Here is a 13,145-nt window from a genome sequence, read left to right on the forward strand (position 1 = left end):
CGGCGGTGATCCTTTTCAGCATCGCCGCCCTGGCTCTCGTCGTCCCCGCCTATATGCGCTGGCGCGGACGCGGCAAGGTTCTCACCCAGCTCGCCGCTTCCGAGGATTGATGCAACGTTCCGGCAGCCATGCCGGGACGTTACTTTTCTTTCATCTCGACTTGCAGTACACCACCCGCACCAGGCCGGGCCCCTCTGGCAGTTCCCGATGCGTAGCGTTCCGGGACCTGTGATGTCGGACTGGAGCAAACAGAGCGGTCCCGGCGCGTCGGCGTCCCCTAGCGCCCCAGGCTTCCTTCCTGGCTCGAATCGGCACCGCTCTCCCGCACCGGAACGAGAGAGCCTTCCTCCATGCCCGATATCCTTGCCATCCTGTCGGAAGCCATTTCCGTCTCCTCCCTGGTCGCGCTCGGCCAGGTCATCCTGATCGACCTGGTCCTGGCCGGCGACAATGCCATCGTCATCGGCCTCGCCGCCGCCGGCCTTCCCAAGGAGCAGCGGACCCGCGCCATCCTGATCGGCATCGCCGCCGCCACCGTCTTGCGCATCTTCTTCGCCGCCATCACCACCCAGCTTCTCGCCATTGTCGGGCTTCTGCTCGCCGGCGGCATCCTGCTCTTGTGGGTGTGCTGGAAGATGTGGCGCGAACTGAGCACCAGCCATAGTGAGGAAGCCGCCGCCCAACACGCCCTCGACGGCGACGGGGAAAACGGCAACGGCTCGAGCAACGGCACCCCGCGCAAGACTTTCGCCCAGGCCGCCTGGCAGATCGTGGTCGCCGACGTCTCGATGTCGCTCGACAACGTCCTCGCCGTCGCCGGCGCGGCGCGCGACCATCTGTGGGTGTTGATTTTCGGCCTGGTCGTCTCGATCGCACTGATGGGTATCGCGGCGAGCCTGATCGCCCGCCTGCTCAACCGCTATCGCTGGATTGCCTATGTCGGCCTCATCGCCATCCTCTATGTCGCCGGCGACATGATCTATCGCGGCGCCAAGGAAGTCTGGCCGCTGATGTTCTGACGCGGTTGACCTGAGCATCATCCAGGCCGGCAGCAATGCCGGCCTTTTTTCTGGATCGGCATCCATGTTGCTCACGGATGATGAACGTCCCTCAGGAATCGCTCCCTGTTTCAAGGCGCTCTTCCCTGTCGCACAGTGACCGGGGGACGCTGGCAATAGCCGCCTGATATGAACGGGATAGCAACGTTTTCGAGGAAAAGGCCGATCGCCTATTGCCGTTTGCCTCGTCGAATCTTCTGAGGTACGTTCCCGAAAGATCGGGACAGGTGGAACCATGGCGCGGGCAACGGTGCACGATCTGGCGCGTGCGGCGGGCGTGAGCCTGGCCACCATCGACCGCGTGCTCAATCGCCGCGGCGGCGTGCGGCCGGCGACGATCGAGAAGGTCGAGCAGGCCATGGCCCGGCTGAACTATCGCCGCGACATGGCGGCCGCGATGCTGGCCAAGCAGCAGGAATATCGCTTCGTCTTTCTCGTCCCGGTCGGCGTGAACACCTTCATGCGCAACCTGGCGAACGAAGCCACACGGTTGTCCGATCTCAATGCCGCCGACCGGATCAGCATCCGTGTCGTGGAGATCCCGCCCTTCGACGACGACAGGCTCGCCGGGATCCTCAACGGGCTCGACAGCGCCGATATCTCGGGCGTGGCCGTGGTCGCCACCGAGAACGCCCAGATACGCCAGGCCATCGACCGGCTGGCCGAGCGGGGCATCCCGGTAGTGACGCTGGTGTCCGACGTGCCGGCTTCACGCCGCGCCCATTTCGTCGGCATCGACAACAGCGCGGCCGGCCGCACTGCTGGTTCGCTGATGGGGCGCTTCCTGCGCGGACGTTCGGGCCGCATTGCCGTGCTCGCCGGCTCGATGCTGCTGCGCGACCATGTCGAGCGCCATTTCGGCTTCGAGCGCGTGCTGCGAACCGAGTATCCCGATCTCGTCACCCTGCCGGTGATCGAGGGCCGCGACAATGGCGCCGTCGTCGAGGAGGTGCTCGGCACCCTGCTCGACGACCATCCGGATATCATCGGCCTCTACAGCCTCGGCGGCGGCAATCGCGGCGTGATCGCCGCCCTGAACAAGCGCCAAGCCGGCGCCCGCATCTGCGTGATCGCGCATGAGTTGACCACCCATTGCCGCGAAGCCCTGGTCGACGGCACCTTCGATGCCATCCTCAACCAGGACCCTGGCCATGAAGCCCGCAGCGCCATGCGCGTGCTGCGCGCCCTCACCGACGGCCAGCCCATCGACCAGGGCCAGGAACGCATCCGCATCGACATCTATCTCAGGGACAATCTACCCTGAGGCTCCTCACGCCCCTCGCGAAAACACCATCATGAAGTTGACGTCGGTGTCGCGGCTGAGGCGCCATTCGTCCAGCAGGGGATTGTAGACCACGCCGCAGCGGTCGAGCTCGGCCAGGCCTTGCGGCGTCACCGCTTCCTCGATCTCCGCCGGCGTGACGAACTTGTTCCAGTCATGCGTGCCACGCGGCACCCAGCCCAGCACCTTCTCGGCCGCGACGATCGCCAGCGCATAGGCCTTCATGGTGCGGTTGAGGGTGGCGACGAAGAGGAGGCCGCCGGGCTTCACCATATCAGCGCATGTCTTCAGGAAAGCGGCGGGATCGGTGACATGCTCGACGATCTCCATCGCCAGCACCACGTCGAAGCGCTCCCCGGCCGCTTCGAGATCCTCGGCAGGCAGGACGCGATAGTCGATGGCGAGGCCCGAGCGGGCAGCATGGGCCTTGGCCATCTCGACATTGGTCGCGGCCATGTCGATGCCGACGACCTCGCCGCCAAGCTTGGCCAGCGGCTCGCTGAGCAGGCCTGCACCGCAGCCGATATCGGCGAGCCTGAGGCCCTTCAGCCCGTCGAGGGCGACGGAGGAGCGGCCGAAATGCCCGGCGATCTGATCCCTGACATAGCGCAGTCGCACCGGGTTCAGCCGGTGCAGCGCCCGCATGGTGCCGCGCGGGTTCCACCAATCGGCCGCCATCGCCTCGAAGCGTTCGATCTCCTTGGGATCGACCGACGAACCCTTGCCTGCTGCGCTCATGCCTGCGTCCTGGAGAAAGACGCGTTCCGACGGAAACGCTTGCTTGCCCCAGCTCCCTGTTTCGGTGCCTCTTGCGATTCTTGCCGATTCCGTCAAATCGCAAAACACAAAAATCGCGTGGTACGGAGCAGAAAATTACCGTTTTCAGCCGCCTGTGTGGCCCCGATCTACCCCTAAGGCAACCCCATTAACAATGCCCCGCTCTCTTTCTCGATATTGTCATCGCAATTTGGCAATTTCCGTCGCGCCTGGACTTTGAGCGGCCTTAATTTCAGCTATGGTCACCCGAGCCGCATCGACCGGGCAATGCCGGCCTTCCCAAGGTGAGGAATCCTCGCCCCGGGTAGGACTGCACGGCATTCGGCCAATGTGGAATTTCCGAGCCCGTCGCTGGGCGGGTTCGGAAATTCCACAGAGCGCCGCCACAAGGCGGCGTAGCAAGAAGGGATGAACGAGATGGCGTGGCGCGACGACGAAGCCCGGGCGGCCCTGATCCACAAGGCGGCAAGGAGCCTCCAGCCAGGCAAGACCCCTCCCACCTTCGCCGAAGTACTCTTCGGCCGAACCACCCTCGAAGACCTCGCCACCCATGACGCCGCCTCGCTCGCCTTCCTGGCCGAGCAGGCCTGGGACCATGTGCAGCGCCGCACGCCCGGCCATGCCGATATCCGCGTCGTCAATCCCGACATGCCCGACGGCCGCGAGATCTCGGTCATCGAGATCCTCAACGACAACATGCCCTTCCTGTTCGATTCCACCATGGCCGAGCTTTCGGAACGCGGGATCGAGGCACAATTGGTCGCCCACCCCATCATCGCGCTGGAGCGCGACGCCCAGGGCAAGCTCGTGCAATTCTTCGGCGATGCCGTGCCGGACGGCAGCAAGGGCGTGCGCGAGAGCCTCATCCACATCCATATCGCCCGCATCGATTCGGACGCCGACCGGCAGAGCCTGATCGACGGGCTGACGCTGGTGTTCAACGACGTCAGGGCCTGCGTGGTGGATTGGCGCGCCATGCGCGACCGGGTCGAGCAGGCGATCGAATCCTTCCGCACCAATCCGCCGCCGCTGCCGGTCGACGAGATCGCCGAGGCCAACCAGCTCCTGCAATGGATCTGCTCGGACAATTTCACCTTCCTGGGCCTGCGGGAATATCGCTTCTCCACCGACAGCGACGCCTCCGACGAAGTCAGTGAGGGCGAGGGCCTCGGCATCCTCAGGGATCCCGAGGTCAAGATCCTGCGCCGCGGCACCGAATTGGTGGTGATGACGCCGGAAATCCGCGAATTCATGCGCGAGCCGACGATCCTGATCGTCACCAAGGCGAATGTGAACAGCCGCGTCCATCGCCGCGTGCGCATGGACTATATCGGCGTCAAGCTCTACACGCCCGACGGCCAGGTCGAGGGCGAATTGCGCGTCGTCGGCCTGTTCACCTCGGCAGCCTATACGCGCTCGGTGCGCCAGATCCCCTATGTCCGCCACAAGGTCGCCCAGGTGCTGCAGCGCGCCGGGCTCGATCCGCAGAGCCATTCGGGCAAGGCGATCCTGCACATCCTCGAAGAATATCCGCGCGACGAACTCGTGCAGGTCGATTCCGAGACGCTCTACAACTTCGCCATGGAAATCCTGCTCCTCTATGAGCGCCCGCGCCTGCGTGCGCTGGTGAGGGCCGACAAGTTCGACCGCTTCGTCTCCATCCTCGTCTTCATTCCCCGCGAGAAATACGACACCGACGTGCGCATCGGCATCGGCAATTATCTGGCGAATGCCTATAAGGGCCGCCTTTCGGCCTCCTATGCGGCCTTCCCCGAAGGGCCGCTGGCGCGCGTGCATTACATCATCGGCCGCTATGAAGGGGATACGCCCTTCATCGAGCGTTCGGTGCTGGAAGCCGGCATCACTGCCATCGCCACCAATTGGGGCGACAAACTGCGGGCCGCCCTGACCGGCACCACCGACGGCATGCGTGCGCGCCTGCTCGGCAACCGCTACGCCAATGCCTTCACCGGCGGCTATCCCGAAACCTTCTCCACCGCCCAGGCCATCGCCGACATCGGCGTGATCGAGAAGCTGACGCCCGCCCGCCCCGTGGCGATCCTGGTCTATCGCCTGGAGGAGGACGACACGCCTTCGCGCTGCGGCCTCAAGGTCTTCTCGCAGGGCGCACCGATGTCGCTGTCCTATCGCGTGCCGGTGATCGAGAATCACGGCCTGCGCGTGGTCGACGAACGCACCTACGAGATCACCCCCACCGCCAAGCCGGCGCCGGCTCCCGTCTGGCTGCACGACATGACGGTGGAGACCAGCGACGGCCAGCCGATCCCTCCCGGCATCGACTTCCAGCATCGCCTCGAAGCCTCGATCATGGCGGTGGTCGGCGACTATGCCGAATCCGACGGCTACAACGCCCTCGTCCTGCGCACCTCGCTGGGCTGGCGCGAGATCTCCGCCATCCGGGCTTTGTCGCGCTATCTGCGCCAGATCCGCGCCCCCTTCAGCCAGGACTATATGTGGGAAACGGCGCGCAAGAATCCGCAGATCACCGCCAGCATCGTGGCCCTGTTCCGCGCCCGCCACGACCCAAGGCTGACGGCCACCGATGCCGAGCGGGCCGCGCATGAAGCCGAGATCGTGGCCGAGATCGAGGAACAATTGCAATCGGTCTCCTCGCTCGATGAGGACCGCATCCTGCGTCGTTTCACCAATCTGGTGCAGGCGATCATGCGCACCAATCTCTGGCAGGTCGGCCCGGACGGCCAGCCCCGGCCGGTGATCAGCTTCAAGTTCGAATGCCGCAAGGTCGAGGGCCTGCCCGCCCCCAAGCCGCTCTACGAGATCTTCGTCTATTCGCCGCGTGTTGAGGGCATCCACCTGCGCTTCGGCAAGGTGGCGCGCGGCGGCCTGCGCTGGTCCGACCGCCCCCAGGATTTCCGCACCGAGATCCTGGGTCTTGTCAAAGCACAACAGGTCAAGAATGCGGTGATCGTGCCCGTCGGCGCCAAGGGCGGCTTCGTGCCCAAGCGCCTGCCGCCGCCGTCCAACCGCGATGCCTGGCTGGCCGAGGGAACGGAAGCCTACCGCATCTTCATCCGCTCGCTGCTGGAACTCACCGACAATATCGACGGCGACAACATCGTGCCGCCCGACAACACCGTGCGCCATGACGGCGACGACCCCTATCTGGTGGTCGCGGCCGACAAGGGCACCGCCACCTTCTCCGACACGGCCAATGCCATCTCCATCGAGAAGCATCACTGGCTGGGTGACGCCTTCGCATCGGGTGGCAGCCAGGGTTACGACCACAAGAAGATGGGTATCACCGCCCGCGGGGCCTGGGAGGCGGTAAAGCGACATTTCCGCGAACTCGGCACCGACATCCAGGTCGAGCCCTTCACCGCCGTCGGCGTCGGCGACATGTCGGGCGACGTCTTCGGCAACGGCATGCTGCTGTCGCCGGCGACCAAGGTGGTCGCGGCCTTCGACCATCGCGACATCTTTATCGATCCTTCGCCCGATCCCGCCATCAGCCATGCCGAGCGCCTGCGCATGTTCAACCTGCCGCGATCCAGTTGGCAGGATTACGACAAGTCGCTGATCTCCAAGGGCGGCGGCGTGTTCTCACGTTCGCTCAAGGCCATCCCGCTTTCCGCCGAAATGCGCGCGCTGCTCGATCTCGACAAGGCCGAGGCAACGCCCACCGAGGTGATGACGGCGATCCTCAAGGCCCGCGCCGATCTCCTGTGGTTCGGCGGCATCGGCACCTATATCCGCGCCGCCAGCGAGACCGACGACCAGGTCGGCGACCGCGCCAACGACCCCATCCGCATCACCGGCGCCGATGTCAGGGCCCGGGTGATCGGCGAGGGTGCCAATCTCGGCGCCACCCAGCGCGGCCGCATCGAGGCGGCACAGAAGGGCATCAAGCTCAATACCGACGCCATCGACAATTCCGCCGGCGTCAACACCTCCGACGTCGAGGTGAACATCAAGATCGCTCTGGCCCGGCCCGAGCGTGACCAGCGCCTGACGCAGGCCGATCGCAACATCCTGCTGGCTGTTATGACCGACGAGGTCGGTTCGCTGGTGCTGCGCAACAACTACCTGCAGACGCTGGCGCTCTCGCTCTCCGAGCGCAAGGGAGTCGCCGAGACCGGCTTCCTCACCCGCCTGATGCAGTCGCTCGAACAGCGCGGCCTGCTCGACCGCGGCGTGGAATTCCTGCCCGACGACGTCGCCATCGCCGAGCGCACCCGCCGCGGCCAGGCCCTGACGCGGCCGGAACTCGCCGTGCTGCTCGCCTATGCCAAACTGACGCTCTATGATGACCTGCTGGTCACCAGCGTGCCGGACGATCCCTATCTGGCCCGCGAGTTGTCGGTGTATTTCCCGCCCGAGATCCAGAACCGCTTCCCCGATGCCGTCGAGAACCATCGGCTGCGGCGCGAGATCATCGCCACCAATCTGGCCAACGGCATCATCAACCGCGGCGGACCCGCCTGCGTAGTGCGCCTCAGCGACGAGACCGACGCCGACGTCACCACCATCGCCATGGCCTTCGCCGCCGTGGATGAATCCTATGGCCTGCGCTATCTCTACGATGCCATCGATGCTCTCGACAATCGTATCGACGGGCAGCTCCAGCTCAGCCTCTATGGCTTCCTGCAGGATCTCCTGCTCTCGCGCGTCGTGTGGTTCGTGCGCAATGTCGACTTCTCGCCCGGGTTGGAAGCGGTGATCGCCCGCTTCGGCGCCGGCGTCCATGAAATCGCCATCGGGCTCGACGCCACCTTGCCTGAGGCGATGCAGGCGGCACGCCTCAAGCGCACCCGCGAGCTGGTCGAGGGCGGCGTGCCTGAAGACCTCGCCGGCAGGATGGGCAACCTCGATCCGCTGGTGTCGGCGCCCGACATCGTGCTGGTAGCGGGCCGCACCGGCCGGGCCATTGGCGACACCGCGGCCACCTTCTACGCGGCGGAAGCCAATTTCCAGCTCGACCGCATCGTCACGGCTGCCCGCTCCGTGCCCGCCAGCGACTATTTCGAACGCCTTGCCATCGACCGGGCGATCGAACAGATCGCGGCTGCCGAGCGGCGCCTGGTCGCCGACATGCTGGCGACCGGTTCGTCCGGCCAGGCGGCGACGGATGCCTGGCTAGAGGCCCATCCCGAAGCCGCGCGCATCCGCCGCTCGGTGGAGGAAATCGCGGCCAGCGGCCTGACCCTGGCCAAGCTCACCGTGGCGGCCAACATGCTGGGCGATCTCGTCAGGGAGTGACGAGGTCGCGGATGGCCGGCCAGCTGGCACCTCGATGTTGCCGACTGGCCTGTTCGCAAGGCTCCAGTTCAGTTCCTGCTTGAGGCAAGCGGTATCAGGCAGGCGTTTCCTCGGCGTTTTGCGGCTGCCGGTCGGTCGCCGCAGCCGGGGAAGGCATGCGTGGCGCGATGTCGTGGCGTCCCCACACGAACAGCGCCAGCGCCACCAACGCCACGCTGCCATGGACCCAATAGGCTAAACCATAACCGCCCAAATCGGTGAGCCAGCCGGCGACGACATTGCTCAACGAGGCTCCGATAGCCTGCACGGTCATGACGGCGGCGAGCCCGACATTGAAGCGGCCGGTACCAGAGAGAATGCGCTCGGCGGCGATGGGCGTGACAATACCGATCAGGCCGGCTCCCACGCCATCGAGAAATTGCACGGGGAAGATGAAGGCAAAGGATGTGAAGGTCCCCGCGATCGCGCCACGGATCGGCAGGGCTGCCAGTGCAACGATGAATATGGCGGCCAGGCCGAACCGTCTGATCAGCCAGGGCGCCATCAACGCCATGCCGATCATCGAAAGCTGGGAAACGCCCGTCGTGATCGCGGTGGTCCTGAAAGGAGTGCCGAGCTGAATGGAGAAAGCCTGGGCGATCAGGCGGCTGATGGGAGCGTTGCCAAAATGAAATATCATCAGCACCAGGCTGAGCAAGACCAGCCCCTTGCTGCCGGCCAACACTGAAAATCCGGAAGGGGCCTCCGCTCCCTCGTGATGCGCCAGCCCGCGTGCAACTTGATGGTCGATCAATTTCGGCTCGATGGCGAGCGTCGCCGCAATCGTGGCAAAGGCGGCAAACAGCATGAGCCCGACGACGCCGTGGAGGCCGAACAGGAGCGTTCCCGCATAGATCGCCGCCAGGGAGGCAACGTTCCCTGTGTGGTTCCAGAATTCGTTTCGGGATACCTGGCGGGAAAAGCGCTCTTCGCCGACGAGCCCAAGCGTCAGGCCCATGAGCGCGGGACCGATGACGGCGCCGACGATGGCCGTCGCGGACTGTCCCCCGAAGACGGAAAGGCCATTGGGGGTCGCCAGCGTCCACAGAGCCATCATCGTCACAAAGGTGACGGGCAGGATGATCAGTGTCCGCTTGTAGGGCGAGGCATCGACGAGCGCGCCGAACACAGGCGTGGTCAGCATGCCCAACACCCCTCCGATCGTCGCGATCACGCCGAGTGTGAACGGCTCCCAGCCGCGGGTTGCAAGGAAACCGTCGAGAAAGGGCCCCAAACCATCGCGGGCATCGGCAAGGAAGAAGTTCAAGATCGACAGGGCGATGAGGGAGCGACGAAACTCGGAGGGTGGAGAGGACGTCACGACTACTCCCGCGATCAGGTCTCTTCAACGACACGCCATGCCGAGCACCCGGCGGGAATGACGCAGGGATTTCCGCGAGAGCGTTTTGCGATTTGACGGAATCGCGTCGAATCGCAAAACGCATCGAACCAAAGATTTGGAGCAAATAAGCGTTCACGCCTGAACGCGTTTTGCTCTAGCCCCCTCGATGTTCAGCACATATACGATCGAAGAGGCGCGCGAAATGCAATCGCTTTCGAGCACTCCCCGGAGCCCCCATACAGTCCCCATGGTCTTTCAAGTTTCCGCCCCGATTCTCAGCCTTTCCGTTGCAGCCCTGACAGCGTTGACTTTGCTGATCCGGCCCTTCAAGTGGCCGGAGGCGGTCTGGGCCGTCCTCGCGGCGGCGTTGCTGACGGGTGCGGGCGCCATCCCCCTGCTGGACGCTTGGGCAGGCATCGCCAAGGGCCTGGACGTTTATCTGTTCTTGATCGGCATGATGCTGATCGCCGAATTGGCACGACAGGAAGGCCTGTTCGATTGGTTGGCCCTGATAGCCACCAACCATGCGAAAGGCTCCCCGTTCAAGCTGTTCACCCTGACCTATCTCGTCGGCATCCTGGTGACGGTCTTCATGTCGAACGATGCGACCGCCGTCGTCCTCACCCCCGCCGTTTATGCAGCCTGCCGAGCAGCCAGGGTCAAGGATTCTCTACCCTATCTCCTGATCTGCGCGTTTACCGCAAACGCGGCCAGTTTCGTGCTGCCGATCTCCAATCCTGCCAATCTGGTGATATTCAACGGCGGTCATATGCCTGCCCTCGTCGATTGGCTGTCGACCTTCGCACTCCCCTCCGCGCTTGCCATCGCAATCACCTTTGCCGCGCTTTTGTGGAATCAGCGCGCGGCGTTGGCAGCTGAAACACTGGCTGCTCGCGTGCCGGGCACAAGCCTTTCCCTTACCGGAAAGGTGGCGGGACTGGGGCTGACGGTCACGGCCATCGGCCTGATCACCGCCTCGGCGCTCCACGTCGACCTGGGCTGGCCCACTTTTGCCGGCGGGATTCTCACCCTGTCGATCGTATCGATCATCAAGCGCCAATTCCCATCGCAGGCGCTCGAAGACATTTCGTGGAGCGTCATTCCACTGGTGGCGGGCTTGTTCGTGGTGGTGGAAGCACTCGGGACGAGCGGCGTCCTCGCAATGCTGGCCGAGTCCGTCAGCCGCCTGACGGCAATGTATCCCCAGCTCGGCGCGCCTGCCGCCGGCGTGCTCACCGCCATCGTCGCCAACCTCGTCAACAACCTTCCAGCCGGGCTCGTGGCGGGAAACATCGTTCAGTCGATCCACGCATCGCCCGCTCTCTCCGGCTCGATCCTGATTGGAATCGACCTTGGCCCCAACCTGTCGATCACCGGATCACTGGCCACGATCCTCTGGCTGAACGCGTTGCGGCGCGAGGGCATAAAGGTTGGTTTCTGGCAGTTCCTCAAGATCGGGACCGTCGTGATGTTCCCTGCGCTCCTGGCCGCGATCGCCAGCCTCGCAATCCTGAATTCTTGAACCGCCCGGAAGCGTTACCGCGCCAGATGATGCAGCACGATGCCGCTCGTCGTGGCGACATTGAGGGAATCGAAGCCGCCTCTCATGTCGATGCGGATGGTCCGCAGCCGCCTCAGGATGCGTTCGGGCAGGCCAGGGCCTTCGGCACCGAACAAGACGGCCTGCCGGCCCACAGGCTCGATATCGGCGAGGCGCTCCTTGCCGGAGGGGCTGGTGGCCAGCACCTCGAAACCGGCGGCGAGCAAGGCGTCGCAGAGATCGCCGATATCTCCGCTTTGGGCAAAGGGCGTCATCAGGACCGCGCCGGCCGAAACCCTGATCGCCTTGCGGTAGAGCGGATCGCAGGAAGCACCGTCGATCAGCACGCCGTCGAGGCCGAAGGCGGCCGCGTTGCGAAAGATGCCGCCCATATTGTCATGATTGGCGATGGCCGACAGGCCGACGAACAGGGCATGCGGCGGCGCATCGGCCAACAGCCTCTCCACCGCGAGGCCTTCGCCCCTCAGCCCCATCGCCAGGATGCCGCGATGCATGGGAAAGCCGGCAATCCCGTCCAGGACACCGCGTGAGGCACTGTAGACGGGGGTCCCGGCCGGCACCTTGGCGAGGAGGTCGGCGATCGGCTCGATCCTGTTCTCGGCGATCAGGAGGGATTCGACGGCGAAACGCCCTGATAGCAGCGCCGTGCGCAGCACCACCTCCCCCTCGATGACGAAGCGCCCGCCTCGGCCCTTGAGGTCACGCTCGCGGATGTCGCGATACGGCTCGATGCGTGGATCGAAGGGGTCATCGATGGGCAGAAGCATGGAAATCTCAAATCGAGCCGAGGAAACATCGCGGCTGGGACCGCGGACGTCCCGTCCGCTCTTGGCACCATCACGCTCGCAGGAAAAACAGAGCGGACGGGACGTCCGCGGTCCCAGCCATGGCGTCATAGTCGGATAGGCGCATCCTGCTGATGAAAAGCAAGCCCGAATGTCCTACATAGCGGGCATGACCACGCCCTTCCTGTTCGATCCTCAGGCGCTCGCCCTGCACCGCCGGCGTGCTGCGGCCGCTCCCGCCGACTTCCTGTTGCGCCACGTCGCCGAGGACATGGCCGACCGCCTCGCCGTGATACTGCGTCCGTTCGAGCGGGCAGCAGAGATCGGCCCGCTTTCGCCCGTGCTGGCGCAGGCGGTACGCCCTCGCCTCGCCGCAGACTGGCAGGAAGTCGCCATCGGCGACGAGGTGCTGCCTCTTCAGCCCGAAAGCATCGATCTTGCGCTGTCCGCCCTTGCCTTGCAGTTCGTCAACGACCTGCCGGGCATGCTGAGCCAGATCCGCCGCGCCCTCAGGCCGGACGGATTGCTGCTGGCTGCCCTGATCGGCGGTTCCACGCTCACCGAGTTGCGAGCCGCCTTTTCCGAGGCCGAGCTGGAAATGGAAGGCGGCGTCTCGCCCCGCGTGGCGCCTTTCGCCGACGTGCGCGACATGGGCGGCTTGCTGCAGCGAGCCGGCTTCGCACTGCCCGTCACCGACAGCGATGTCCTCACCGTGCGCTACGACAATGCCTTTGCCCTGATGGCCGATCTCAGGGCGATGGGGGCCGCCAACATGCTGGTCCAGCGTCGCAAGGCCTTCACGCGCCGGGCGACGATGCTTCGCATGGCGCAGATCTATGGCGAGCGCTTCTCCGATCCGGACGGGCGCATCCGCGCCACCTTCGAGATCGTCTGGATCTCCGGCTGGGCGCCCCATGCCGGCCAGCAGAAGCCTCTGAAGCCGGGGTCGGCCAAGACCCGTCTCGCCGACGCCCTGGGCGTGAAGGAATACAGGCAGGAGTGACGAGGCCTCGTCCCGGGGCGGTCGCGCAATCCCAGGCGCCCGGCCGCCATGTTCGGCAGC

General features: G+C 65.0%; 8 protein-coding genes. 5 read left to right on the forward strand and 3 right to left on the reverse strand.

The genetic code is table 11. The features are described from left to right. Window positions 1-350: 350 nt before the first annotated feature. Together BA190_RS05725 and BA190_RS05730 are read left to right on the forward strand one after the other, a co-directional pair. Window positions 351-1,019 carry a TerC family protein gene (locus BA190_RS05725; protein ID WP_371260292.1) on the forward strand — a complete coding sequence of 223 codons (669 nt, stop codon included), beginning with the start codon at window positions 351-353 and terminating at the stop codon, window positions 1,017-1,019. A 274-nt stretch (window positions 1,020-1,293) separates the two neighbouring features. Next, entirely contained in the window at window positions 1,294-2,322 is a 1,029-nt protein-coding gene (locus BA190_RS05730) for a LacI family DNA-binding transcriptional regulator (RefSeq protein WP_068284024.1), read from the forward strand. Between the two features lie 6 nt (window positions 2,323-2,328). Here the strand turns inward: BA190_RS05730 and ubiG are convergent, their stop codons facing one another. Next, window positions 2,329-3,078 (reverse strand): bifunctional 2-polyprenyl-6-hydroxyphenol methylase/3-demethylubiquinol 3-O-methyltransferase UbiG, encoded by a 750-nt coding sequence (gene ubiG / locus BA190_RS05735; protein ID WP_068284027.1) that lies wholly within the window; start codon window positions 3,076-3,078, stop codon window positions 2,329-2,331. 456 nt (window positions 3,079-3,534) lie between these two features. On the opposite strand from ubiG, the gene BA190_RS05740 reads away from it, so the two are divergent. Beyond that, window positions 3,535-8,355: an NAD-glutamate dehydrogenase gene (locus BA190_RS05740; RefSeq protein ID WP_371260293.1), complete on the forward strand. Its 4,821-nt coding sequence runs from the start codon at window positions 3,535-3,537 to the stop codon at window positions 8,353-8,355. Between the two features lie 94 nt (window positions 8,356-8,449). Here BA190_RS05740 and BA190_RS05745 read toward each other — a convergent pair whose 3' ends face one another. Then, window positions 8,450-9,715: an MFS transporter gene (locus BA190_RS05745; protein ID WP_068284032.1), complete on the reverse strand. Its 1,266-nt coding sequence runs from the start codon at window positions 9,713-9,715 to the stop codon at window positions 8,450-8,452. A gap of 268 nt (window positions 9,716-9,983) precedes the next feature. Between BA190_RS05745 and BA190_RS05750 the strand changes: the two genes are divergently transcribed. Next, complete coding sequence (locus BA190_RS05750; protein WP_068284035.1) at window positions 9,984-11,258, forward strand: arsenic transporter; 1,275 nt, start codon at window positions 9,984-9,986, stop codon at window positions 11,256-11,258. Between the two features lie 14 nt (window positions 11,259-11,272). On the opposite strand, the gene BA190_RS05755 is transcribed toward BA190_RS05750, so the two are convergent. Beyond that, window positions 11,273-12,064 carry an RNA methyltransferase gene (locus tag BA190_RS05755; RefSeq protein WP_068284038.1) on the reverse strand — a complete coding sequence of 264 codons (792 nt, stop codon included), beginning with the start codon at window positions 12,062-12,064 and terminating at the stop codon, window positions 11,273-11,275. A 169-nt stretch (window positions 12,065-12,233) separates the two neighbouring features. Between BA190_RS05755 and BA190_RS05760 the strand changes: the two genes are divergently transcribed. Then, on the forward strand, window positions 12,234-13,085 hold the full coding sequence (locus BA190_RS05760; RefSeq protein WP_068284041.1) for a methyltransferase domain-containing protein: 852 nt from the start codon (window positions 12,234-12,236) through the stop codon (window positions 13,083-13,085). The last annotated feature ends 60 nt before the right edge of the window (window positions 13,086-13,145 follow it).

Origin of the sequence: Labrys sp. WJW, from assembly GCF_001676615.1 — a bacterium.
Lineage (GTDB): Bacteria > Pseudomonadota > Alphaproteobacteria > Rhizobiales > Labraceae > Labrys > Labrys sedimenti.

Bases quoted from the DNA above. Each gene is read 5' to 3' on its own strand.
- BA190_RS05725 (WP_371260292.1), top strand. From the start codon at position 351: ATGCCCGATATCCTTGCCATCCTGTCGGAAGCCATTTCCGTCTCCTCC.
- BA190_RS05730 (WP_068284024.1), top strand. From the start codon at position 1,294: ATGGCGCGGGCAACGGTGCACGATCTGGCGCGTGCGGCGGGCGTGAGC.
- ubiG (WP_068284027.1), bottom strand. From the start codon at position 3,078: ATGAGCGCAGCAGGCAAGGGTTCGTCGGTCGATCCCAAGGAGATCGAA.
- BA190_RS05740 (WP_371260293.1), top strand. From the start codon at position 3,535: ATGGCGTGGCGCGACGACGAAGCCCGGGCGGCCCTGATCCACAAGGCG.
- BA190_RS05750 (WP_068284035.1), top strand. From the start codon at position 9,984: ATGGTCTTTCAAGTTTCCGCCCCGATTCTCAGCCTTTCCGTTGCAGCC.
- BA190_RS05755 (WP_068284038.1), bottom strand. From the start codon at position 12,064: ATGCTTCTGCCCATCGATGACCCCTTCGATCCACGCATCGAGCCGTAT.
- BA190_RS05760 (WP_068284041.1), top strand. From the start codon at position 12,234: ATGTCCTACATAGCGGGCATGACCACGCCCTTCCTGTTCGATCCTCAG.